Raw genomic sequence first — 23,867 nt, forward strand, 5'->3', positions numbered from 1 at the left:
TGGTCTATAGCTCCTGTCAAATATATTAATTACTTGCATAGTCGGTATTCGTATTATAGTGGAACTACAAGAAACAATCCATAGTTTGGAATCGAATTCGCTGTCGCTGTCGCTTGCGGCAATGCGGTGATCGTAATAACAGGGCCGGAGGGGAAAGGACATGGAGGCGAGCACGTTTATTTTGTTTGGAGCGACGGGGGATTTGGCCAAACGGAAAATTTACCCCGCTTTGTATACTTTATTTCTCGATAACAAGCTTCCGGATTCGTTTTCCGTGTTCGGTCTCGGAAGAAGAGAATGGTCGGATGAAACGTTCCGGGCCAATGTCGAGCGATCGATTCGCGAATTTTCGCGGCATGAGGCGATACAGGACGAGCAGTTGAACGAATTTCTGGAAGCTTTTCGCTTCTGCATCTTGGACGCAGGCCGCAAGGACGATTACGTCAAGCTGCTGCGGATGGTCGAAAGCCGGGAGGAAGCGCTCGGCGCGCCGCCGAACCGTCTGTTTTATTTATCGGTCGGGCCCGAATTTTTCGAAACGATCGCCTTTCAGATCCGGGAAAGCGGACTCGGTTCCGCGAACGGCTGGAAGCGCCTCGTGATCGAGAAGCCTTTCGGCCACGATCTGCCGTCGGCCCGGGAGCTGAACCGGAAGCTGAGCGAGGCTTTCGAGGAGAGTGAAATTTTCCGCATCGACCATTATCTCGGCAAGCCGATCGTTCAGCGGCTGGAGGAGCTGCGCGAAATCGATTCCTCCGTTCGGGAGCTGTGGAACCGTCCGATCGCGAATGTGCAGATTACCGCAAGCGAAACAGTCGGCGTCGAGGAACGCGCGGGGTATTACGATCAAGCCGGCGCCGTCCGGGACATGTTCCAGAACCATATGCTTCAGCTGCTGATGATGGTGGCGACACATCTGCCTGGCGCGGTCGGCGTTTCCTCGGAGCGTTCCAAGAAGCAGGCGATGGAATCGCTGAGACCGCTGCACAAGCAAGAAGCGGGCGCTTTCGTCATTCGCGGGCAGTATGGAGAAGGAACGATAAGCGGCAAGCCTGTAGCCGGTTATACGTCCGAACCCGGCATCGCGCCGCAGTCGGCGAACGATACGTTCATTGCCGCCAAGCTGCGCATCGAGGACGACTTTTGGAGCGGTGTGCCGTTCTACATCCGCACCGGCAAACGAATGAAGAGGAAGTCTACGCGTATCGTAGTCGAGTTCGGAGAGACGGACCTCTCCGGCTTGTCCGCTGCGGCAGGGAAAGCGCCGAATCTGTTGGTATTCGAAATCGGCCCGAACGACGCCATTACGATGCAGCATGTACCGACAGGCTCGCCGCAAACCGGCAAGCCAGAGACGATCCCGGTTTACATTCCGGATAGAGGCTCTCTTCCCGAAGCGTATGAAAGCCTCATTTACGACGCTTTGCTCGGAGATCCGACGTTTTTCGTCCGCTGGGACGAAGTCGAACTGTCCTGGCAGTGGGTTCAGCCGGTTCTGGAAGCGTTCGAGCAGCAGCTCATCCCGCTCCGACCGTATGCCGCCGGCTCGAACGGGCCTGACGCGTCGGACGCGCTGCTGGCGGAGGAAGGTCATCACTGGTGGGATAACGAGCCAGAACTACAAAATGGAAGCAAAGAAGGGGAATCTTATGCCTGTCACGTTAACCATTGATCAATTGTCGATCGATACGATCCGCACGTTGTCGATCGACGCCATCAACAGCGCCAATTCCGGCCATCCCGGCCTGCCGATGGGAGCCGCGCCGATGGCTTACGCCTTGTGGGCCAAAGAGCTTCAGCTCAATCCGGCGAACGCCAAATGGTTTAACCGCGACCGCTTCGTGCTGTCGGCCGGCCACGGCTCGGCGCTGCTGTACAGCCTGCTGCATTTGAGCGGATACGCGGTGTCGCTGGACGATCTGAAGAGTTTCCGCAAGCTGAACAGCAAAACGCCGGGCCATCCCGAATACGGCCATACCGACGGCGTCGATGCGACGACCGGGCCTTTGGGACAAGGCCTCGCAATGGCGGTAGGCATGGCGATGGCCGAGGCGCATCTCGCGGCCAAATTCAATCAAGCCGGCTTCCCGGTCGTCGACCACCATACGTATGCGCTCGTTGGCGACGGCTGTCTGATGGAAGGCATCTCCTACGAGGCGATGTCGATGGCGGGGCATATGAAGCTCGGCAAACTCATTGTGCTGTACGATTCCAACGACATTTCGCTCGACGGCGACCTGAACCTGAGCTTCGGCGAGCAGATGCAGAAACGGGCGGAGTCGGCTCTCTGGCAGTATATTCGCGTCGAGGACGGCAACGATATAGGGGCTATAGAGGCCGCGATCGCCGCAGCCAAGCAAAATGAGGCGCAGCCTACGCTTATCGAGGTACGTACGGTTATCGGTTACGGCAGCAAAGCGGCGGGAACGAACAAAGTGCACGGGGTCCCGCTCGGCAAGGAAGAAGCGATTGCGACGAAGCGCGTATATGGCTGGCCTTACGAGGAAGAGTTCACCGTTCCGGAGGAAGTGAAAACCCACTTCGCGCAGTTGAAGCAGCAAGGTGCGGACAAGGAAGAGTCGTGGAATCGGCTGTTCGCGGGTTATAAAGCGGAGTATCCGAGCCTGGCGCAGGAGCTGGAGCAGGCGATCAGCGGCTCCGTGCCGATCGATGCGGCGAACATCCCGGTATTCAGCGAATCCAAGCCGATGTCCACTCGCGTCGCAAGCGGCGAAGCGATCAATCACTATGTGAAGACCGTTCCGTCGATCTTCGGCGGCAGTGCGGACTTGTCGCATTCGACGATGACGGACATCAGCGGAGAGACGACCTTCGCCGTCGAATCGTATGCGGGACGCAACATTTACTTCGGCGTGCGGGAGCATGCTATGGGAGCAGCCGGCAACGGCATGGCGCTGCATGGCGGAGTGCGGCCGTTTGTAAGCACGTTTTTCGTCTTCAGCGACTATTTGCGCCCGTCGATTCGGCTTGCCGCCCTGCAAAAGCTGCCGGTCATCTACGTATTCACCCACGACTCGATTGCGGTCGGGGAGGATGGGCCGACCCATGAACCTGTTGAGCATTTGGCTGCACTGCGCACGATTCCGGGACTCACCGTTATTCGTCCGTCCGACGCCAACGAAACGGCGAGCGCCTGGGCATATGCACTCAAGCAGCAAGAAGGCCCGGTAGCTCTCATACTAAGCAGACAAAACTTGCCGGTATACGAAGCGACCCGCGGCAATATCGAGCATGTTGCGAAGGGCGCATATGTGCTGACGGAAACGAACGATCGCCCGGATCTGATCCTGATCGCTACCGGCTCCGAGGTTTCGCTTGCCGCCGGCGCCAAGGCCGAGCTGGAGCGGGACAACGTCTCGGTGCGCGTCGTCGCCATGCCGTGCCGCGAGCTGTTCGAGCGCCAGTCCGAAGTGTACAAGGAGTCCGTTTTGCCGGCAGCCGCTACGAAACGAATTGCGATCGAAGCCGGCATCTCGCTCGGCTGGGACCGTTACGCCGGCACAGGCGGCAAAGTGCTGTCGATCGAAACGTTCGGCGCGTCCGGCTCGGGCGGCGATGTGATGGAATATTTCGGATTTTCCGTAAAACATGTAGTCCATTTGGCGAAACAACTGGTACAATAAGGAACGAAACCTTGCGATAAGATAAGGTGTACCCGTCCTGTGTTTTAGCGGCAGCTTGTTCTTCGTACAGAAAGCCACTGTTCCTTTTATCGATTATAGTGGCTTCTCTAACGATAACAAATATTCCCATTTAGCGAAGGTAGTGGAGCATGAAGTTTTTTATCGACACAGCGAATTTGGAGCAAATCAAACGGGCACACAAAGTCGGCGTATTGTCCGGCGTGACGACCAATCCGTCGCTCGTTGCCAAAGAAGGAGTCAAATTCGAAGATCGCATCGCCGAAATTTTGCGCGAGGTGCCTGACGTAGAATCCGTCTCGGCCGAAGTAACGCCTGACGCGGTAACGGCGGAAGAGATGATTGCCCAAGCGAACGAGCTGATCAAAATCAACAACTACGATAAAAACATCACGATTAAGCTCCCGATGACACTCGAAGGGCTGGAGGCTTGCCGCTACTTGACGCAAAAAGGCGTCAAGACGAATGTCACGCTTATTTTCACAGTAAACCAAGCGCTTCTGGCCGCGCGCGCAGGCGCCACGTATGTATCTCCGTTTCTCGGACGTCTGGACGATATTTCCGAAGACGGCGTGCAATTGATCGTAAAAGTGGCGGAAATGTTCCGCATCCATAACCTGAGCGCGCAAATTATCGCGGCATCCGTCCGTCATCCGGACCATGTGACTCGCGTTGCGATGGCAGGCGCTCATATCGCCACGATTCCGTTTTCCGTTATCGAACAAATTTCGAAGCATCCGCTTACCGATCAAGGCATCGAGAAATTCGCCGCCGACTGGAGAAAAGCGGTTCAGTAAGATCAGTCACTTGTGACATCAAAAGTCGCGATGATTCGCGGCTTTTTGCTTTCAATTTAAGGTGTACGAGGGGATGTCGAATGTTCCCGCAGCGGCCGTACATGCAGACTGCACCGCTAAATTGTGATTGCCCAGAGGGGTGGATACACTTGACAACGCGGTGCAGGTGGTATAAGATTATCACTAATATTTAAAGACGTTGAAAAGGAATAGTACGATTATCAAAGCGATCAGAGAGCTGTTGGACGGTGCAAAACAGCCGCGGAGAATATCGGAACTCGCCTTGGAGTTGCTCGCTGAACCAGCCAAGTAAGCGTAGCCGGAGCCTGATCGTTATCATCAGGAGGATACGGGAATTGTTTTTCCGCATCCGTGGAGTGCATGCCGTGAAGGCATGAATTCGGAGTGGTACCGCGTAAGACGTCACAGTCTTTCGTCTCTGTTAGCAGAGACGAAAGGCTTTTTTGCGTTTCGTCCGGCTATTCGGACAGACAGCGATAGGAAACCGAGGAGAGGGTGGACATCTATGAAACATGTTGAAAAGTATGCCAGAGGATATTTTATGCCGCCGGAGACGAGCCTGAACTGGACCCGGAAGGAATATATTACGGAAGCGCCGATCTGGTGCAGCGTCGACCTTCGCGACGGCAATCAGGCGCTTATCGTGCCGATGAATTTGGAGGAGAAGCTGGAATACTTTCAAATGCTTGTCGATATCGGCTTCAAGGAGATCGAAGTCGGATTTCCAGCCGCATCGGAAACGGAATTCGCCTTCCTGCGCACCTTGATCGAACAGAACCTGATCCCGGACGACGTCACGATCCAAGTGCTGACCCAATCGAGAGAGCATATTATCCGCAAAACGTTCGAATCGCTGAAAGGCGCGAAAAAAGCGGTCGTGCACTTGTACAACTCGACCTCCGTGGCTCAGCGGGAGCAGGTTTTCCGCAAATCGAAGGAGGAAATTATCGAGATCGCGCTCAGCGGCGCGAAGCTGCTCAAGGAATGCGCGGAAGAGACCGAAGGCAACTTCCAGTTCCAGTATTCGCCGGAAAGCTTTACGGGCACGGAAATCGAATTTGCGCTGGACATATGCAATCGCGTGCTCGACGTGTGGCAGCCGACGGCGGCGAACCCGGTTATTATCAACCTGCCGGCTACGGTATCGATGTCGATGCCGCATGTGTACGCCAGTCAGATCGAATATATGAGCGAGCATATGAATTTCCGCGAGCATGTCATCTTGTCCGTTCATCCGCACAACGACCGGGGTACGGGCGTAGCCGATGCGGAGCTCGGCATGTTGGCCGGAGCTCAGCGTGTGGAGGGCACCTTGTTCGGCAACGGCGAACGTACAGGTAATGTGGACATCGTTACGCTGGCGCTGAACATGTTCTCCCACGGCGTAGACCCGAAGCTGAATATGGAGAACATTCCGGACATCATCTCCGTATACGAACGGCTGACCAAAATGCGCGTCAGCGAAAGGCATCCGTACGGCGGCGAGCTCGTGTTTACGGCGTTCTCAGGTTCGCACCAGGATGCGATCGCCAAAGGCATGCAATGGCGCGATACGAAGCAGCCCCAGTATTGGTCGGTACCTTACCTGCTGATCGATCCGAAGGACATCGGTCGACAGTACGAGGGCGATATTATCCGCATCAACAGCCAATCCGGCAAAGGCGGCATTGGTTACGTGCTGCAGCAAAAATACGGGCTCGATCTTCCGCCGAAAATGCGCGAGCACTTCGGCTATTGCGTGAAAAACGTCTCCGATCATCAGCAAAAAGAGCTGATGCCGGACGAAATTTACAATATTTTTATCAAGGAATACGTAAACATCAAAACGCCTGTCGAATTCATCAAATACAGCTTTACAGACGCCGATGACTTCCAAACGGTCGTTACGATCAAGGAAGATCAGGCAAGCAAGGAAATCTCCGGAACCGGTGACGGAAGGCTGGATGCGATCAGCAATGCGCTGCAATCCCATCTCGGAATCGAATATTCCGATCTCGTGTACAACGAGCACGCGCTGGAAACGGGTTCCAAATCGCAAGCCGTCTCCTACATCGGCATTAAAGCTTCGAATGGCGTCGTATATTGGGGCTGCGGCATTGACGTCGATATTATGACCTCTTCCGTAAAAGCTTTGTTCAGCGCCGTGAACCAAATGAGCCGTTAGGCCAAAGTGCTAGAGAACCAGCATCTCCGAAAATCCGCTCTTTATGGGCGGATTTTTTGTGTTGTCGCAATACCGAAGCCGGAAAAAACGGATATATTTCAGCTCCAAAAAAGTGAATGTTCATTGTAAAAAGGTTCCATTACAATGAGGACGTGTCCGAAAACGTCCGAAGGCGGCGGCTTGCGGATAACGACGCGAATAAAGGAGGGGATGCTTCGGATCGGCCGCCCTAGCGGCAACGGGTGATATTCAGGCGATGTGAAGCGGGCGGTACGGCTGAACGATGCTATGTAAGCGTTTAACCGCAGCATGAATCGACTGACGGCACGCGAAAACGTTAGGCCCGAAACCGCCTAGCGGACGGGTCAGGCCAAGGAGGGAATGTAATGATAAAACGTGTGGTCGTTTTGCTGCTCTCGCTAGGTTTGCTGCTGGCCGGCCCTGGCTTCGGCATTATCCCCGCGCTGGCGCAGCCGAACGATTCGGGCGGGGCGGGCATCGCCTCGCTGCCGGATACGAAGCCGGACAAACATTATATGGTGCTAACGGCTGCCAGCTTTGCCTCTAATATGGGCAACTGGACGAAACCGGCCGACAAGAGAGGCAGTCCGCTTGCGGATATTATGCTGGGCGGAACTGACGGGAAAGATCACGGCTCGACGCCCGCGAAGGCGAAATACGGGATACCGGCCGACGGCGTGTACAAAATGATGGTGCACACCCGCGATTTCGCGGCAAGCCCCGGTACCCGGCCGTTCAAGCTGAAGCTGGACGGGAGCGATCCGGCGGCATACGGCGCTCACGGCTTCGACGGCTGGCGCTGGGAAACGAGCGGACCGCAACCGATGATCCGGGGAGAATTCGATCTCGAAGCGATCGATTTCCGCGGCAATTATGCCCGCTTCGATATGATCGTCATTACGGACGATCTGAGCTTCTCGATCGTAGATAGCCCGACTACGCTTCAATGGCTGGCTTCGCAGTATAGTTACGTACCCGGAACGGTCGTGAACGGGCAGCCCGATCCGAACCGGCCGCCGGTCGATATTGCGGTAAGGCTGAACGGGCAGTACGTCACTTTGAACGCGCAGCCCGTGCTTGCGCAATCGACCGTCATGGTGCCGTTCGGAGAACTGTTCGCCTCAATGGGAGCGGCGATTACCGTCGATGCGGCGACTTATCAGGTAACGGCAATGAAAAACGGTATGCGCTTTCAAGTAAGGCCGGGTCAAGATTCGGCTTTGGTGAACGGCCGAAGCGTGCTGCTGGAGACACCGGCGGTAAGCAGCGGAGGAGAGGCGTTTGTACCGCTAAGCTTCGTCAAGCAGTATTTCGGCGCCCACACGTTTTGGGATGAAGGAGGTCGAACGGCTGTGATCGTTGCGCTTATTCCGTCAGACGCTTATTTGTTCCGCCCGGACAGCTTTGACGACCTGGGCACCTGGACGGCGGAATCCGGCGTCGAAGGGGCGTTCGAGCGTTCGGTGCTGCGCGGGATCGTTCCGGCCGCACCGGGCGCTACGCCGGATATGGCCGATCCGTCCTCCACGCGTCCGGCCGTCGCCTCGTTTGAGGCTGTGCAGGCCGGAACGTACAAAGTTTGGGTCCGTTCCCGCGATTTCGCAACGAACCAGCCGGGCACGCGGTTTTTCAACGTCGGCCTGAACGGTCAAATGCTGCCGCAGCGGTTCGGGGTTCACGGTCAGGACGGCTTCAAATGGGCGGAAGCCGGGGTCGTTCAGCTTCAACCGGGAACGCACACGCTTGAGCTGTACGATACGTCGGGCTTCTACGCCCGCTGCGACGCCGTGCTGCTAACGGCCGATTTGCAGGCGACACCGCCTGAGGATTACACGCAGCTGCTGCGTTTAGCCGCCCCGCTCGGGCCGGAGCCGGAAAGCTTCCCGGCATGGGCGACTACGCAGAACGAGCCGATACACAGTGTCACCCTGGAGAATGCGGCGACGCGGGTCGTCTTCTACAAAGTGCCTACCGCGAGCGGGCAAGTCGTCCAAAGCGAAGTGTATGCCCGTTATGAGGGAGACTGGGTGAAAACAAAAAACCGTTCGGAGGAGCTCGGCTACCTCGTGCTGTCCGCCGATTCGAGCTCGACGGTTTCGACTTCCCAGGACATGTATGCGTACAAGAGCAAGTTTACGATGGCAAACGGCAACGTCAAAAACTATGCGGGCACCGATCTGTACAAGGCCGGCTTGTTCCATTGGTTTATTCCGACCGACTATGAGATGACGCCGAGCGGCGGGATTCGGCTGCTTTTCAACGAGCCGTTAGCCGACTTCAGCTCCTTATGGGAAATGGACGGCGATAACCCGGCGCCGAAAGTAACCGTTCAAGCGACGTTCCATCAAGCCGGCACTTACTCGATCGGGGCATGGGAGGGACGCGGCTTTGCCGACGAGCAGTACGAATTTGCGCTTGCGCCGTACCGGGTGCTGGGCAAACGGATCGCTCCCGAGGCGGGGCTGATGACCGAACAGCATTTGTTTACGCCGATGGGAACGCTCACGCTGAACGCAAGCAATGCGTACCTTCCCGGCCAACCGGTGACGAAAGGCGTCGTTGCGGAGCCGTCCTGGATTCCGCAGAGATGGGTATACGGCAACAACGGGAAGTTCGGCATCTCGATGCGGGGGACCGGCTATAACCCGAAGGGCTCGATATTCGCACCCGTGCTCGGAGCGGCCGATGCGAAGTTTGCAGCAGGCCAGAGCTATACGATGCAATACAGGGTCATAAGCCGCGTGGGGGATTGGTACGACTCCTACAAATTCGTGACGCAAAATCTGTTCGGCGTTCATGACTACCGTCAAAACGTATACGGCACGCTGAACGACGCCGTATTCAACGCCCGCAAGCTGATGATGGACGATGAGCTAGGCGGGTGGGACGTTCACGACAAAGCCCACTATAACATGGAAGGGAAAAATGCGACGTCGTCCGCCAACCCGATGCAGGCGCTGCAGGAATATTTGCTCACCGAGGACAAAGACATCTTGACCCGCAGGGCGATTCCGACGCTGGCCAATTTCTTGACGCGCAAAGAGCTGCATTTCAACCGGACGCCGGAGTGGGGCGGCGTCGATTATTGGCAATCGAACGATTTGCCGAAATCGATCGGCTCCCCGATCAGCGGCTACAATCTGAACGTAGTCGGCGGTCTGTACGAGATGACGCGCGGGGCGGTTCCGTATTTGTACCAGTACGGACTGGATAAGGGAAAGGCGACTGTGACCAACTCGTACGGCTCGATCCCTACGTTCTCGAACAACTTGTCTTTATATAAGTATACGGGCGACAGCCAGTATTTGGACAAAGCCCGGCAGCAGGCACGGCAATATGTAACCGATGCCGTTCACAAGCCGCAGACGGAGCCGGTCGGCTGGTCGACGTTCATCTATATCTCCTATTATCCGAACGTTGCTTCTCTGATCGATCTGTACGAGGTGACGCATGATCCGGCGGATCTGGCCGCGGCCGAGGAAGCGGCCCGCTGGCTGGCGACGATGCTGTGGGTGCCGGGGATCGACGGACCTAAGCTAAATGGGCCGGTCACTGTCAATGACATGACGCAAATCCGCGCCAATTTTCATTATGGGAACGAAGCTAGCGATAAGTTTTGGTGGCACGGCGACGAGCAGGAGCGTCTCGGACGGCCGCCGGGCGATCCGGGGGATTTGTCGAGCAACTACTTGCTCGAGCAGCAGATGGGACAGGTACCCGGCTGGATTCCGTCCCGTGTCGGTCTTGGCCTGGAACAGGCTTCGACGTTCGGACGCAGCTCGAACATCATTATGTCTAGCTGGGCCGGGGATATGCTGAAGCTGGCCGATTACACCGGCGATCCGTATTTTGCGGACGTTGCGCGCAATGCGATCGTCGGGCGGTTTACGAACTACCCCGGCTATTACCAGAACGCGTTCATGACGTTCCAGCAAAAGCCGGAATATCCGCTGCAAGGACCGGATTACACGGGCATTTACTGGCACCATTTGCCGCCTTTTCTGTCAATGCTCGAAGACTTCCTGGTGAACTTGACGCAGCTTTGGTCGAATGATTATATCCAGTTCCCTTCCTTGCGCCAGCAAGGCTACGCTTACTTTAACTCGAACCAGTACGGACACGCACCGGGGCGCTTCTTCGGCGAACAGGAGATGTGGCTGTGGCTGGATGAGCATATTGTCGAAACCGACAATGTGCAGATCGACTGGCTGGCCGCGCGCAAGGACGGCGTGCTCGGCATCGCCCTGATGAACGAGGGCGATGCGAGCGTGACGACATCCGTCTATCTCGGCAGCAAAGTGCCGGGCGGCAGCGAGTTTAACGGTACGGCCGAACTGTATGCCCCGGACGGCAGTATGACCGGCGTGAGCGTAACCGGAGGAGAGTTCGAGGCGACGATTCCGGCGAAAAGCATGAAGGGGGCTGTTCTGCGCATCCCTGGGGTTCGGAAGCCGGCCTTCGCGCAGATGACTTATGCGCTGGACGGTCAGCCGCAGCTCGGGCAGACGGTATCGGAGCATACTTACGGCAAGGCGATGGTGCTGCAGATGAGCCCCGAGTCGTATTATGCTTACGTGTATGTTACGGATAAGCCGGATCATACGCAGAGTGCCTCGCTCATATACCGCATCGGGGAAGGAGCCGAGCAGACGGAGACGACAAACGTGTATCCGTATGAGTTCATAATCGAGGTGCCGGACGCTACGAAGAGCTTTTCGTACCGTCTCGAGGCGACGAGCAGCACCGGGGTCATTCGTAATATCGCCGGAGGAACAATAGCGCCGCGTCAATCGGGCGGAGGCGGAGCAAGTCCGTAAAGCGCGCATTCGAAAATATCCTGTAATCCAATAGGCCAGGCTGTCCAGCTTATCAAGCGGACAGCCTGTTTCTTCATTACTATTTATTTACAATATCTTTAAGCACGTGATCGATCATTTGCGAGCTTGCGATCGGCCCGTAATACAGCCAGCTTGCCGTTCGCGGATATTCGTAGACGTTGCCGGTTTTAACCGCTTTGATCGTTTTCCATATCGGATCGTTTAGCGCGGCGGAGCCGGTGTCTTTGTCGCTGTTGATCAGAATTAGATGGTCGGCGTCGAGACCGGCCAATTTCTCCAGCGAGATCGGGTTCCAGTTCGCCGTTCCCGAAGCGGATGCCTCCTTGACGACGGACGGGACTTTGAAGCCCAGGTCGTTATACAGAACGGCCCCGCTGGACAACTTGTCGCTTACGACGAAGAAGCTATTCTTCACGAGCCAGATTGCCGCGACAGACTTGTCCGGAAGCTTGCTCTGGATTTGCGCTTTCGCCTCCGCCGCCTTCCGCTCGTATTGGTCCAGCGCCTTCTTCGCTTCGTCGCTTTTGTTCAGCACATCGCCGATTTTCAGCAGCGTTTTGCGCCAATCTTTCAGAATGTCGTCGCCGAGGACGAAGGTAGGAGCGATTTTGGCGTATCGTTCGTATTTATCGCCTTCGACCGTACCGTTAGAGCCGATGAGCAGCAGATCCGGTTGAAAGCTAAGCACCGCTTCGAAAGGCAGGTCGTAAGGAATGGTCGGTACGCCTTCCAGAGTCTGCTGCAAATACACTTGAATGCCGTTTGCAACGGACCATTGGGCTGCCGGCTTTACGCCGAGGGCGACGAGATAATCTTCGAGATAGGAAGCGATGATCTTTTGCGGCTTGGCCGGAACCGTAACAACGTGTCCGAGGCCGTCCGTCATTTTTCGCTCCGCGGTCGTTGCACCGGGTTGTACCGATGTGTTGCCGCTTCCTCCTGCATCCGTATTGCTGCTGCCGCTGCCGCATGCAGCGAGTCCGGTTGCCAGTAACGTCAGGCTAAGCAGAGCCGCAATAGATTTCTTCTTGCTTGTTAATTTTTTAAACACGTGATTTCCCTCCAAGATAGTTTCTGATCGGTCTCCCGAACAAATGCGCATGTAAATGATAACAATTATCATTATCATCGTCAATAAAAATAAAAGAACGGCCTGGCAAAATGTGGCGCATTCGGGCATACAGCGGATTATGATAAAGGAGGAATCGGGAGGTCTACCGGAAGATAGCAGGTAGATCGAGCGAAGGGACATTCGGGGAGAGAGCGAGATGGAAATAGGGATCTATACGTTTGCCGATTTGTGCCGGAATCCGCATACGGGAGAAGGGATCGGCGCCAAACAGCGTTTGCGCGAAATTGTAGATGCGGCGAAGCTGGCCGATGAAGCGGGACTGGATGTATTCGGTGTGGGGGAGCATCACCGGCTGGAGTACGCGGCATCCGCTCCTGCCATCGTGCTTTCCTCGGTCGCGCAAGTAACGAAGCGGATCAAGCTGACGTCGGCCACGACCGTGCTTGGGACAATTGATCCGGTACGGCTGTTCCAGGACTTCGCCACACTCGACCTGTTGTCTGACGGAAGGGCCGAGATTATTGCAGGGCGGGGAGCGTTTCGTGAGTCGTTTCCGTTATTCGGATACGATGTAGCTTTGTACGACGAGCTTTTTCAGGAGCATCTGGAACTGCTGCTGCAGCTCCGCGCTTCCGAGAAAATAACGTGGAGCGGCCGCCATCGCCCGGCTCTCGAGCAAGCGGATATTGCGCCTCGGCCGGCGCAGAGCGAAATCCCGATCTGGGTCGCGGTCGGAAGCAGTGTCGACAGTGCAGCCCGTGCAGGGAAGCTAGGCACTCATCTTGCCATTATGGCGTTAGGCGGCAGTCCGTATCGGTTTCAGCCATTTGTGGAGGCCTATCGCGAAGCGGCTGCCGAGAGCGGTCACGATGCCGGGAAATTAAAGATCGGCGTTACCAGTCACGCGTATATCGCCAAAACGTCGAAGCAGGCGAGGGACGAATTTTATCCTTACTATATGAACTATTGGAAGGAAAACAACAGGCAGCACGGGATGATATCGCGTCTGACGCGGACGGAATACGAATGGATGTCCGCTCCGGACACCGTGCTTTTCGTCGGCAGCACCCAGCAGATCGTGGAGAAAATATTGCGCCAGCACGAGATGTTCGGGCATCAGCGCTTTATCGCCCAGGTGGATATCGGCGGCATTCCGTTCGGCAAGGTGGCGAGTACGATCGAACGCCTGGCCTTGGAGGTGGCTCCGGCCGTAAGAAAGGCGCTAAGGACGAACTAGCGTACTCAGCGAAATTTTCCATCGAATCGGCTCTCTTTACGGAGAGCTTTTTTGTTGTTTCAAACGTTTATTGCGTTAGGTAATGAATAGGAGGGAGGAAACGAACGCATAATCAATGGTGAATCGAACAGAAAAAGGAGATTAACGAAATGACGGTTAAACTGGCTATTGTTTATTACAGCTCGACAGGGACGAACTACCAATTGGCCGAATGGGCGGCCGAAGGCGGACGGCAGGCGGGCGCGGAGGTCAAAATCGTAAAGGTGCCCGAGCTCGCGCCGGAATCGGCGATCGCCTCCAATCCGGCATGGAAGGCGCATGTGGATGCGACGCAGCATATCCAGACAGCAACGCCGGACGATATTGTCTGGGCCGACGCGATCATTTTCAGCACGCCGACCCGGTTCGGCAATATGGCGTCGCAGATGAAGCAGTTTCTCGATACCACCGGCGGCATCTGGTTTAACGGCAAAACGATCAACAAGGTCGTCAGCGCGATGTCTTCCGCGCAAAATCCGCATGGCGGGCAGGAAGCGACGATTTTGGCGCTGTATACGTCCATGTACCACTGGGGGGCGATTATCGCCGGCCCGGGGTACACCGACCACTCTATATTTTCGGCGGGCGGCAATCCGTACGGGACGAGCGTCTCCGTCGATCAGAACGGCAAAATGATCGAGGATGTCAAAAACGCGGTCATCCACCAGGCGAAACGAACCGTAACGGTAGCAGGCTGGGTAACGAAAGGTCAAGCTTAACCGCTCGCTTCGCGCGGACATATCGGCAAGAGCCCCGATCCTACATGGATACGGGGCTTGTTTCGTTTCGCCTTCATGTAAGCTATAATGAGGGCATGCAAAGGGGACGAAGGATGAAGCGACTACGATTAGGCATATTGGATTTGGTACCGATCATCGGGGGAGCCGGGGCCGCAGAGGCGATCGGCCATACGGTTCGGCTGGCGCAGACGGCTGAGCGGCTGGGTTTTACGAGGTATTGGGTCGCCGAGCATCACGACATGCCCGCGATCGCCTCCTCCAGTCCGGAGGTGCTGCTGGCGCATATCGGCGCGAAAACGGAGTCGATTCGTATCGGCTCGGGCGCGGTGCTGCTGCCCTACTACAAGCCGTATAAAGTGGCGGAGACGTTCCACATGCTCGCTACGCTGTATCCGGGACGAATCGATCTAGGCATCGGCAGAGCGCCCGGCGCATCGGCGCATGCTTCTATGGCGCTGTCCGACAACTATTTGCAGCAGGTGCACCGGTTGCCGCAATCGATACAGGCGCTGTCGGAACTCCTGGCGGACGATTTCCGGGTGGAGCAGGAGCGCGTTTCGGCGCGTCCGGTGCCGGAGAGACCGCCGGAGCTGTGGCTGCTCGGTACAGGCGTCAAAAGCGCTAACTACGCTGCTGCCTATGGAACCGGTTACGTGTTCGGGCATTTTATGAGTGAGGAAGACGGAGTACGCGTCGCACAGACGTATGCGGATTCGTTCCAGCCATCCCGGTTGTGCTCGTCGCCGCGCATCATCGTGGCTGTAAGCGTAATCTGTGCCGAAACGGACGAAAAGGCCGCCGAATATGCGGCCCAAGGAGCCAAAGCTTACTTAGGGGCGGTGGCGGCGGAAGCTGGCGAGCAGATTGCGGCGAGAATGGCCAAAAGCGTGATCGGATCGCCGGAGCGCATACGTGAGAAGCTGCTTGAGCTGAGCGAACAGTATAACGCGGACGAGCTGCTCATTGTAACAAGAACGCCCGATTACGAAAGCAGGATGCGTTCCTACGAGCTTCTTGCCGCAGCTTGCATCGACTTTTAGATCGAACGGAGAGTGCCGGAATGGATGTTGAAGCATTGAAACGTTTGGCGGCGGATAGCGACCGTATCGTATTTTTTGGCGGCGCAGGCACTTCGACCGAAAGCGGCATTCCCGACTTTCGCTCGCAAAGCGGCCTGTTCCAAACGCTCCGCGGGACGGAGCATGCCCCGGAGGAAATGCTGAGCCACACGTTTTTTATGAAGCATACGGAGGAGTTTTACCGGTTTTACCGCGAAAAGATGATTTACCCCGAGGCGTTGCCGAACGCCGGACATCGCGTGCTCGCGCGGCTGGAAGCGGAAGGGCGCCTGAAGGCGGTCATTACGCAAAATATCGACGGGCTGCATCAAGCGGCCGGTTCCCGGCATGTGCTCGAACTGCATGGCTCGATCCATCGCAACTATTGCATGAAATGCCGCGCCTTCTACGCCTTGGAGGACTGGTTTCATACCGAGCCGCTCGTGCCCGTCTGCAAGACGTGCTCCGGCATGATCAAGCCGGACGTCGTGCTTTACGAAGAGAAGCTGAACGACCGTGTATTTCGGGAAGCGCAAGAAGCGATTGCCGAGGCCGATCTGTTCATCGTCGCCGGGACGTCGTTAAGCGTTTATCCCGCTAACGGCCTTCTTCGCTATTATCGGGGCGACAAGCTGATGCTGATCAACAAGTCGCCGACCCCGTTCGACGGCTCCGCCCATTATTTGATTCCGGATTCCTTCTCGTCCGTTTTGGTTCAATTGTTCGCAGACGAGCTTGACTAAAGCTGCCGTATCCTTTTTAAGCTGAATTTAAGGCTGGGCCTCTATAATCGTCATAGACTCCATGTCCCATGTGAAAGGATACATAGATACGTATGAGCAAAATTCTTATCGTCGACGACGATCTCGCCATTCGCAAGCTGGTCAAGGCGTTTTTGCAGCAGGAAGGATTCGCCATCTTTGAAGCGTCGAACGGTCAGGAAGCGCTGGATGTGCTGGCCAACGTCAAAATCGATCTGATTGTCCTGGATATTATGATGCCCGTCATGGACGGCTGGGATTTTTGCGGCGATTTGAAGAAGTCGCTGGACATCCCAATCATCATGGTATCGGCCAAAAGCGAAGTTGCCGACAGGTTAAAGGGATTTCAGCTCGGCACGGACGATTACATGGTCAAGCCGTTCGATCCGATGGAGCTCGTCATGCGTGTCAAGGCGCTGCTCAAGCGGTACCGGATCGAGCATTCGGAGACGGTTCAGGTCGGCGACGTGACGATCGACCGGAAGACGTTCGAGCTTACGGTGAACGGCCAAAGCTCGATGATTCCGCCGAAAGAGTTCGAGCTGCTGTTCAAGTTCGCCAGCAATCCCGGCCATATTTTTACCCGCGCGCAGCTGATCGAAGAAATTTGGGGAGTCGATTACGAAGGGGACGCCAGAACGGTGGACGTTCACGTGAAACGGCTGAGGGAGAAGCTGGAATTCAACTGCTCGGAGAAAGTATCGATCATTACGATCCGCAATCTCGGCTACCGACTTGAGGTGCAGCCTTGATCCGGACGTTATATATGCGCATCGCGATCGTGATCTTTATCGTAGTCTGGTGCAGCCTGGCGATATCGAGCCTGACCTTCACCCATTACTACCGCAATCAGCTGAACAACCGCGTGGAGGGACTGCTGCAAAATGCGGCCAAGCTCGTCATCCGGCTCATCCAGGAGACGGAGACGCAGCAGGTCGGGCAAACCGTGACTATTGCCGGCAGGCTGAGCCGCGGACAAGAACTGTATTTGTACGACGATAGCGGCGATAGCTACATGTCCAGACCCTCGGCCAGCTCGAAATGTACGATCCCGCCGGAAACGATCCGGCACGTCCTGGACGGAGGCTCGTACTCCAGCTTCCAGGACGGGGAAAGCGTTATGTGTCCGCAAGGAAACGTCGGCGTTTCGTTCGAATACGGCGGCAAACATTATGCGTTGTTCGTCACGTCCGTCACGCCGACTCAGACGCTCCGCTTCGGTTTTCTCGATTACCGCAATTTATGGACGATTATTCTAATCGGTGCATTCATGATCGTACTCGCAGCCGTCTACTTGGTGCGTCCGCTGAAACAAATAACCGCGGTAACCGAAAAAATAGCTGCGGGCAATTTTGACGTGCAGCTCCGCTTCAAACAGAAGGACGAGCTCGGCAAGCTGGCGGCAAGCATTACCCATATGGCCGGCGAGCTGAAAAAGATGGAGAAAATGCGCCAGGAATTCGTGTCCAACGTCTCCCACGATATTCAAACGCCGCTTACTTCGATCCGCGGATTTTCCAAGCTGCTGCAGCAGGACACGCTCGATAGCGAGGAGCGAATCGGATATTTGAAGCTGATCGAGAGCGAATCGGAACGGCTGTCCAGGCTCAGCGAAAATTTGCTGAAGCTCGCCTCGCTCGACTCGGAGCATCATCCGTATCATCCGAAGCCGATTCAGCTTGACGAGCAGCTCCGCCGCGCCGTCGTTGCGAGCGAACCGTTATGGTCGGGCAAACGGCTCGATATCGAGCTGGAGCTGGAGCCGGTGCGTATCGTCGCCGACGAGGATTCGCTCAGCCAAGTATGGACGAATTTGCTGCACAACGCGATCAAATTTACGCCGGAGGGCGGACGCATTACCCTATCGGTTTCGATGGACGAGAAGAAGGGGACTGTCGTATCGATCAGCGATACCGGCGTAGGCATCGCGCCAGAGGATCGGCAGCACGTATTCCGCCGTTTCTATAAAGCTGACGAATCCCGGCAAATGTCGCCGTGGAGCGGCAACGGGCTCGGTCTCGCCATTGTGAAAAAAATCGTCGAGCTGCATGGCGCCAGCATATCGTTTACGAGCGAACTGAATCAAGGAACGACATTCGTTATCCAATTTCCATCGAAAAGCTGACGGACATAACGGCCGAGCTGCTGAGGGTTATACCTAAATTACTTAAATATGAAATGCTTCGGAACAACGGACTTGGGCAAATTATTTAAGCTCAGGTTCGTTTTTTTGCGTCCAAATTTCCTGATTCTGTATTCAGCTAACTTTCAGCTTCTCTTAAGTTTAGTTTAAGCATACATTCACAGTCGATTCACACAGGGGAGGTACGATGTAAGCACAGAGAGATAAAATTTATTTTCGGAAGGTTGGTATTAGTAATGAAACTACAGAACATTTCCACGTACGACAAAAAAAAGTATTGGCCAGCCCGGCCATGGAGAACGAGTTATCCGGAGGCGCAGGGGATGGCTTCGGCCGATCTCTCGGACACGTTCGGCAATTTTACGAACCGTGGCGTGCACAGCGTTGTTATTGTCCGTAACGGATACTTAGTTGCAGAAGCTTATCAGGGTCAAGCGAATGCGGATACGCCACAGGATATACGTTCGGTTACAAAAAGCATACTTTCCTTGTTAACCGGTATAGTTTTAGCCGAACATAACATAAGCTTGGAGCAAAAAATAATCGATTTTTTTCCATATATCGCAAACGATCCATTAAAATCGGAAATTCGAATCAAGCATTTGTTGACGATGACTTCAGGTTTGGAATGGAACAATAAAGACGAGCAGTCGTCCGTAGATATGATGTATTCGCAAAACTGGGTGCAGTATATATTGGATTGCCCTTCGGTATTCAAGCCCGGCACAAGATTCAGGTACAGCAATGGGGATGCGCATTTGCTCAGCGTTATTTTGCAAAAGGTGACGAATAGCACAATGTTGGACTACGCCAGCGTAAATTTATTTTCACCGCTAGGAATTACGAATGTGAAGTGGGATCATGATCCGCAAGGACATAACATAGGTGCTTGGGCAATGGCCATGACGGCACGCGATATGGCTAGAATCGGGTATTTGCTTTTAATGGAAGGCGAGTGGGAGGGGCGGCAACTGCTCAGCCGCGATTGGATTCGAGATTCCATGACCGGTCGCGTGGAATTGGAGGGGCATGACGGCAGAACTCAGAAATACGGATTGTTTTGGTGGCAAAAATGGCTGTTACCCGGGTTAATGAAACATGATACTAGACAGCATAGCATGTTTTATGCAGCCGGCTCTGGAGGATCAAGGATATTCGTGATTCCGGGACTGCAGCTTATCGTAGCTTTAACAGCCCAAACTACGGATGGCACCGTTCCGGAACAGCTATTAAACAGCATTGTCCGAGCGATTAAAGCCGATCGGCCTTTAACTGTAAAACGTGAAGACACTATGAATCTGGCACGCGCGATTGAATCGTTCAGGGGGTAGCGGCTGCAAAAAAACAGTACTTGTACTTTTGCCGATCTTGTGGGACTTTAGTCTTGAGGGATGGAAAACGGGTTGCTCCGATATTACCGGAGCAACCCAGTAATTTTTACTATGCTTTAAGGTTTTGTTCATAAATAGTTCACATTCACATCGTATAATCTCGCGTATGTATTCTATTCTCGCAATCGTCCAAACCGGTCTTGCCTTCGCTTCGAGGCAGGCCGACTGTTTGTTTCCACCGATTGTAAGCGCAATCTCGGGACGCGCTTCATAGGAACCCGGAGAGGAGGAGGCACGGGCATAACGACCTTGAAGCTGCGAATCCGCGTTCAAAGAATGTAGTAAATCATGTTGGCGTTATCATTCAAGCAGGAATCCGGGAAAGGGAAGATGGATATGGCAATGAGGCGTGGAACCAAATGGGTGGTCGCTCTGGCCGTTGTAATCGTGATCGGCGGCGGCGGTACATATTTTTTCGTTAATAAAACCGAACGGCCTGCCGCGGCCAACCAGCAGGAGCAAACGACTACGGTCAAAAAAGGAAACGTGCGTCTCTCCGTATCGGGAACGTCTCAGTTTCAAACGCAAATGATTCAGAATATTACGGCGCCGGCGGCCGGAACGATCAAAACGATGAATTTGATCCGAAGCATGCCGGTCAAAAAAGGCGATGTGTTGCTGCAAATCTCCAGCTATCAGGTCGAGGAAAATTTGAAGAACGGACAAAACACGCTGCAGCAGCTGCAAAAAGATTTGAACGATCTGCTCTCACAACAGCAAAATTTGAAAATTACGGCACAGACAAGCGGCAAGCTTTCGCTTGTTACCAATTTGGATGTCGGCTCGACGGTCAACAAAACGACCAAGATCGGTACCATATCGACAAACAGCTCCTTTACGGCAAAGTTGCCGTTCGCCCTGGAGGAAGCGCTGCAGCTGAAGCAAGGCGATCCGGTCGACTTGACGATTGCCGCCTATTCGCTCACGAAGACGGGCACTGTGCAAACGATCGGCAAAGAGGTGAGGGCGGATGCGTCCGGCAATCGAATCGTTGATGTAGAAATCAATGTTGCGAACGACGGCACACTCGATGCGGCGATGGACGTGTCGGGGGCCGCGACGCTAAACGGCCGCGAGATCAAGGCGAAGGCGAACGCCAAGCTGGAATATTTGAAAACGACCGCATTTCTGGCGGATACGAGCGGCACGATCTCCGAGCTGCTGCACAAAAACGGCGATATGGTCAAAGCCGGCGAATTGATCGCGGTTGTCACGAACGATACGCTTAAAGATTCGATTACCGCGAAGAAAGAAAGTCTCGATCGCCAGGACGCCGCGGTTAAAGATATGCAAGCGAGAGTCGACGAGCTGACCATCAAGGCTCCGTTCGACGGGGTGTTCTCGACCGATTTCGCGAATCAGAGAACTAATGTGCTGGCGAACTTTCAGTCGGGCGCAAACGTTAAGGTTGGAGACATGTTCGGAGCCGTAACGAGCTTTGACGTGATGACCCTGCCGATTCAGGTTGACGAGCTGGATATCCAGAGCATGAAGGCGGGACTGAAAGCGGAGGTGCGGGTCGACTCCATTGCGGGACGCGTTTTTCAGGGCGAGTTGTCGCAAGTATCGACTGTCGGTGTAACTTCGAACGGAGTCACCTATTACGACGCGATCGTTGCGGTTCCGAATAAAGACGGACAGCTCAAATACGGAATGACCGGCACGGCGGAAATCTTGATTCAGGACAAAAAGGACGTGTTGACGCTTCCGGTCGAAGCTTTGCAAATCCAGCGCGGAGCCGCGACCGTGAACAAGGTGCTTCCGGACGGAACGAAGGAAAACGTGCCGGTTAAGGTCGGAATCCGCAGCAAAACAAGCGTCGAAATCGTCGAAGGACTCAGCGAAGGCGATCAGGTTGCCATTCCTACCCGTCAGCGGACGCAAAACGGAACGCAGCAGCAGATCGATCAGCTTCGCCAGCAGTTCCAGCAGCAAGGGGGCTTTCCCGCAGGCGTTGTTCCTGGCGGAGGTGGCGCACAAGGCGGAGGAGGAAACGCCGGCGGAGCTGCGACCAGAGGGGGCAGATGAGCGTGAACATAATCGAACTGAAAGACATCTGCAAATCGTACGGAAGCGGAACCGAAGAGATCCAGATTTTGAGAAATGTTTCGCTCACGGTCGAAACCGGAGACTTCGTCGCGATCGTCGGCCCTTCGGGGTCGGGCAAGTCGACCTTGATGAACACGATCGGATTGCTTGATACGCCGACATCCGGATCGTACATACTAGACGGCGTCAAAACGGACAAACTGAGCGACAGTCAGATGGCGGTCGTGCGAAACAAAAAAATCGGATTTATTTTTCAGCAATTTAACCTTCTTCCCAGGCTGACCGCGCTCGAAAACGTGGAGCTTCCGCTCATCTATGCTGGCGTCGGCAAAACCGAGCGGAGAGATCGAGCGAAGAAAATGCTTGAATCGCTCGGTATGGGAGCGCGGACCGATCACAGGCCGAGCCAGTTATCCGGGGGACAGCAGCAGCGTGTTGCGATCGCTAGAGCACTTGCGGCCACACCTGCCTTGCTGCTTGCCGACGAACCGACGGGAGCGCTTGATTCGAAGACGGGAACCGAAGTGCTCGAGCTGATGATCAAGCTGAACGACGAGGGCAATACGATCGTATTGATTACGCACGATCTGCATATCGCCGAACACGCAAAGCGGGTCATCTCGATCCGGGACGGGGAGATCGTCGAGGACAAGATTAACGTCTCGCAGTCTAGGCAGGTGGTCACCGTATGAATTTGTTTGAGCTAGTAGGCATGGCGATGCGTACGATTTTGAGCAAGCCGATGCGTACGCTGCTGACGATGCTGGGCGTTATTATTGGCGTCGCGTCGGTCGTTACGCTCGTATCGATCGGCCAGGGCACGACCGCGCAGATCGAGAAGCAGTACGAGAAGCTGGGGACGAACCTGCTCATCGTCAATTTGCTCGGCAACGGGCGGGCGACCCAGCTCGACTACGATCAGCTGATGGAACTGGAAATATTGCCGGAGATCGATTCGATGGCGCCGACCGTGACGAAGGGCAACTCCAATGTCAAGTATGAGCGGACGAAGGAAGCGTTCAACCTTGTCGGGACGAACGACCGGTTTTTCTGGATTATGAAGACCGAACTGGACAGTGGAAGAATTCTCTCTCCCGGCGATAACGAGTTCCGCAACCCGGTCGCGGTGCTGGGCAGCGAGGTGGCGACCACGCTATTTGGCAATATCGATCCAGTCGGACAGGATGTCAACATCGACGGCGTCGTATTTACCGTCATCGGCAAGCTCAAGCCGAAGGGCTCGAGCATGGGTGGGGTGAATATAGACAGCTCCGTCCTCGTGCCTCTCGAATCGGCTCGCCGCACCTTTCGGCTCGGCTCGATCCGCACGACTTACATTGAAGCGCCGGATGTAAAGGATCTTGCCGCCGCGCAAAATACCGTAAGCCAGTTTTTGACGTATCAATTCAAAAGCAGCAACGGCTTCCGGATTCAGAATCAGGACGAGCTGATGAATGCGCGGAAGGAAGCTTCCAGCTCGCTGACGAACCAGCTCATCAGCGTAGCGTTAATATCGCTCCTCGTAGGCGGAATCGGGATCATGAACATTATGCTTGTTACCGTAAGCGAAAGAACCCGGGAGATCGGCATCCGCAAATCGATCGGAGCGCAGCGCAGGCATATCTTGATGCAGTTCCTGACGGAAGCGACCGTCATAAGCGGCTTGGGAGGGCTGCTGGGCTTGCTCCTCGGCATTGGCGTTTCGCTGGCCTGGCCGCATTTCAATCCGAAACAGCCAACGGAGCTTTCGTTGTCATTCGGCCTTTACGCCTTTTTGTTTTCCGTATTGGTCGGCGTCATATTCGGACTGTATCCGGCAAACAAAGCTTCCCGCCTCAAGCCGATCGATGCGCTTCGATTCGATTAATTTCATG

16 protein-coding genes and 1 other annotated feature are annotated in these 23,867 nt (G+C 55.1%); of the genes, 15 read left to right on the top strand and 1 reads right to left on the bottom strand.

Annotated features, from left to right (window positions below; all coding sequences use genetic code 11):
- The first annotated feature begins 160 nt into the window (after nucleotides 1-160).
- The 5 genes from zwf (at nucleotide 161) to D7M11_RS13210 (ending at nucleotide 11,482) form a co-directional block, all read left to right on the top strand.
- Entirely contained in the window at nucleotides 161-1,672 is a 1,512-nt protein-coding gene (zwf, locus tag D7M11_RS13190) for a glucose-6-phosphate dehydrogenase (protein ID WP_120747691.1), read from the top strand.
- On the top strand, nucleotides 1,650-3,644 hold the full coding sequence (gene tkt / locus D7M11_RS13195) for a transketolase (protein WP_420818185.1): 1,995 nt from the start codon (nucleotides 1,650-1,652) through the stop codon (nucleotides 3,642-3,644). Before zwf ends, tkt begins: the two co-directional genes overlap by 23 nt.
- A gap of 149 nt (nucleotides 3,645-3,793) precedes the next feature.
- A complete protein-coding gene (gene fsa, locus D7M11_RS13200; RefSeq protein WP_120747693.1) occupies nucleotides 3,794-4,459 on the top strand; it encodes a fructose-6-phosphate aldolase in 666 nt (221 codons plus the stop codon).
- Nucleotides 4,460-4,649: 190 nt separating this feature from the next.
- Nucleotides 4,650-4,903, top strand: a binding site (T-box leader).
- Between the two features lie 82 nt (nucleotides 4,904-4,985).
- The gene (gene leuA / locus D7M11_RS13205; protein WP_120747694.1) at nucleotides 4,986-6,644 is read left to right on the top strand and encodes a 2-isopropylmalate synthase; all 1,659 of its coding nucleotides are present in this window, start codon (nucleotides 4,986-4,988) and stop codon (nucleotides 6,642-6,644) included.
- A gap of 386 nt (nucleotides 6,645-7,030) precedes the next feature.
- On the top strand, nucleotides 7,031-11,482 hold the full coding sequence (locus D7M11_RS13210; RefSeq protein ID WP_120747695.1) for a copper amine oxidase N-terminal domain-containing protein: 4,452 nt from the start codon (nucleotides 7,031-7,033) through the stop codon (nucleotides 11,480-11,482).
- Between the two features lie 79 nt (nucleotides 11,483-11,561).
- Here the strand turns inward: D7M11_RS13210 and D7M11_RS13215 are convergent, their stop codons facing one another.
- Nucleotides 11,562-12,554, bottom strand: coding sequence for an ABC transporter substrate-binding protein (locus tag D7M11_RS13215; protein ID WP_240041093.1), 993 nt, complete (start codon nucleotides 12,552-12,554; stop codon nucleotides 11,562-11,564).
- Nucleotides 12,555-12,771: 217 nt separating this feature from the next.
- Here D7M11_RS13215 and D7M11_RS13220 point away from each other — a divergent pair, with 217 nt between their 5' ends.
- From D7M11_RS13220 to D7M11_RS13265, 10 genes are all read left to right on the top strand, one after another.
- Complete coding sequence (locus D7M11_RS13220) at nucleotides 12,772-13,812, top strand: LLM class flavin-dependent oxidoreductase (RefSeq protein WP_120747696.1); 1,041 nt, start codon at nucleotides 12,772-12,774, stop codon at nucleotides 13,810-13,812.
- A gap of 149 nt (nucleotides 13,813-13,961) precedes the next feature.
- On the top strand, nucleotides 13,962-14,570 hold the full coding sequence (wrbA, locus tag D7M11_RS13225; RefSeq protein WP_120747697.1) for an NAD(P)H:quinone oxidoreductase: 609 nt from the start codon (nucleotides 13,962-13,964) through the stop codon (nucleotides 14,568-14,570).
- Nucleotides 14,571-14,683: 113 nt separating this feature from the next.
- Nucleotides 14,684-15,631, top strand: coding sequence for an LLM class flavin-dependent oxidoreductase (locus D7M11_RS13230; protein ID WP_120747698.1), 948 nt, complete (start codon nucleotides 14,684-14,686; stop codon nucleotides 15,629-15,631).
- 20 nt (nucleotides 15,632-15,651) lie between these two features.
- Nucleotides 15,652-16,392 (top strand): NAD-dependent protein deacylase, encoded by a 741-nt coding sequence (locus tag D7M11_RS13235; protein WP_120747699.1) that lies wholly within the window; start codon nucleotides 15,652-15,654, stop codon nucleotides 16,390-16,392.
- 92 nt (nucleotides 16,393-16,484) lie between these two features.
- A complete protein-coding gene (locus D7M11_RS13240; protein ID WP_120747700.1) occupies nucleotides 16,485-17,162 on the top strand; it encodes a response regulator transcription factor in 678 nt (225 codons plus the stop codon).
- The gene (locus D7M11_RS13245; RefSeq protein ID WP_120747701.1) at nucleotides 17,159-18,535 is read left to right on the top strand and encodes a sensor histidine kinase; all 1,377 of its coding nucleotides are present in this window, start codon (nucleotides 17,159-17,161) and stop codon (nucleotides 18,533-18,535) included. The genes D7M11_RS13240 and D7M11_RS13245 overlap by 4 nt, the downstream gene beginning before the upstream one ends.
- A gap of 341 nt (nucleotides 18,536-18,876) precedes the next feature.
- Complete coding sequence (locus D7M11_RS13250; RefSeq protein WP_158606581.1) at nucleotides 18,877-19,884, top strand: serine hydrolase domain-containing protein; 1,008 nt, start codon at nucleotides 18,877-18,879, stop codon at nucleotides 19,882-19,884.
- A 396-nt stretch (nucleotides 19,885-20,280) separates the two neighbouring features.
- Nucleotides 20,281-21,972, top strand: coding sequence for a permuted SH3 domain-containing protein (locus D7M11_RS13255; protein WP_120747813.1), 1,692 nt, complete (start codon nucleotides 20,281-20,283; stop codon nucleotides 21,970-21,972).
- Nucleotides 21,969-22,685 (top strand): ABC transporter ATP-binding protein, encoded by a 717-nt coding sequence (locus tag D7M11_RS13260; protein ID WP_120747703.1) that lies wholly within the window; start codon nucleotides 21,969-21,971, stop codon nucleotides 22,683-22,685. Before D7M11_RS13255 ends, D7M11_RS13260 begins: the two co-directional genes overlap by 4 nt.
- Nucleotides 22,682-23,860, top strand: coding sequence for an ABC transporter permease (locus D7M11_RS13265; RefSeq protein WP_120747704.1), 1,179 nt, complete (start codon nucleotides 22,682-22,684; stop codon nucleotides 23,858-23,860). The genes D7M11_RS13260 and D7M11_RS13265 overlap by 4 nt, the downstream gene beginning before the upstream one ends.
- The last annotated feature ends 7 nt before the right edge of the window (nucleotides 23,861-23,867 follow it).

It is taken from the genome of Paenibacillus ginsengarvi, assembly GCF_003626695.1.
GTDB lineage: Bacteria > Bacillota > Bacilli > Paenibacillales > NBRC-103111 > Paenibacillus_AB > Paenibacillus_AB ginsengarvi.

Excerpts from the sequence above, each read along its gene's own strand:
- zwf (WP_120747691.1), top strand. The coding sequence starts at position 161 with ATGGAGGCGAGCACGTTTATTTTGTTTGGAGCGACGGGGGATTTGGCC.
- tkt (WP_420818185.1), top strand. The coding sequence starts at position 1,650 with ATGCCTGTCACGTTAACCATTGATCAATTGTCGATCGATACGATCCGC.
- fsa (WP_120747693.1), top strand. The coding sequence starts at position 3,794 with ATGAAGTTTTTTATCGACACAGCGAATTTGGAGCAAATCAAACGGGCA.
- leuA (WP_120747694.1), top strand. The coding sequence starts at position 4,986 with ATGAAACATGTTGAAAAGTATGCCAGAGGATATTTTATGCCGCCGGAG.
- D7M11_RS13210 (WP_120747695.1), top strand. The coding sequence starts at position 7,031 with ATGATAAAACGTGTGGTCGTTTTGCTGCTCTCGCTAGGTTTGCTGCTG.
- D7M11_RS13220 (WP_120747696.1), top strand. The coding sequence starts at position 12,772 with ATGGAAATAGGGATCTATACGTTTGCCGATTTGTGCCGGAATCCGCAT.
- wrbA (WP_120747697.1), top strand. The coding sequence starts at position 13,962 with ATGACGGTTAAACTGGCTATTGTTTATTACAGCTCGACAGGGACGAAC.
- D7M11_RS13230 (WP_120747698.1), top strand. The coding sequence starts at position 14,684 with ATGAAGCGACTACGATTAGGCATATTGGATTTGGTACCGATCATCGGG.
- D7M11_RS13235 (WP_120747699.1), top strand. The coding sequence starts at position 15,652 with ATGGATGTTGAAGCATTGAAACGTTTGGCGGCGGATAGCGACCGTATC.
- D7M11_RS13240 (WP_120747700.1), top strand. The coding sequence starts at position 16,485 with ATGAGCAAAATTCTTATCGTCGACGACGATCTCGCCATTCGCAAGCTG.
- D7M11_RS13250 (WP_158606581.1), top strand. The coding sequence starts at position 18,877 with ATGGCTTCGGCCGATCTCTCGGACACGTTCGGCAATTTTACGAACCGT.
- D7M11_RS13255 (WP_120747813.1), top strand. The coding sequence starts at position 20,281 with ATGGCAATGAGGCGTGGAACCAAATGGGTGGTCGCTCTGGCCGTTGTA.
- D7M11_RS13260 (WP_120747703.1), top strand. The coding sequence starts at position 21,969 with ATGAGCGTGAACATAATCGAACTGAAAGACATCTGCAAATCGTACGGA.
- D7M11_RS13265 (WP_120747704.1), top strand. The coding sequence starts at position 22,682 with ATGAATTTGTTTGAGCTAGTAGGCATGGCGATGCGTACGATTTTGAGC.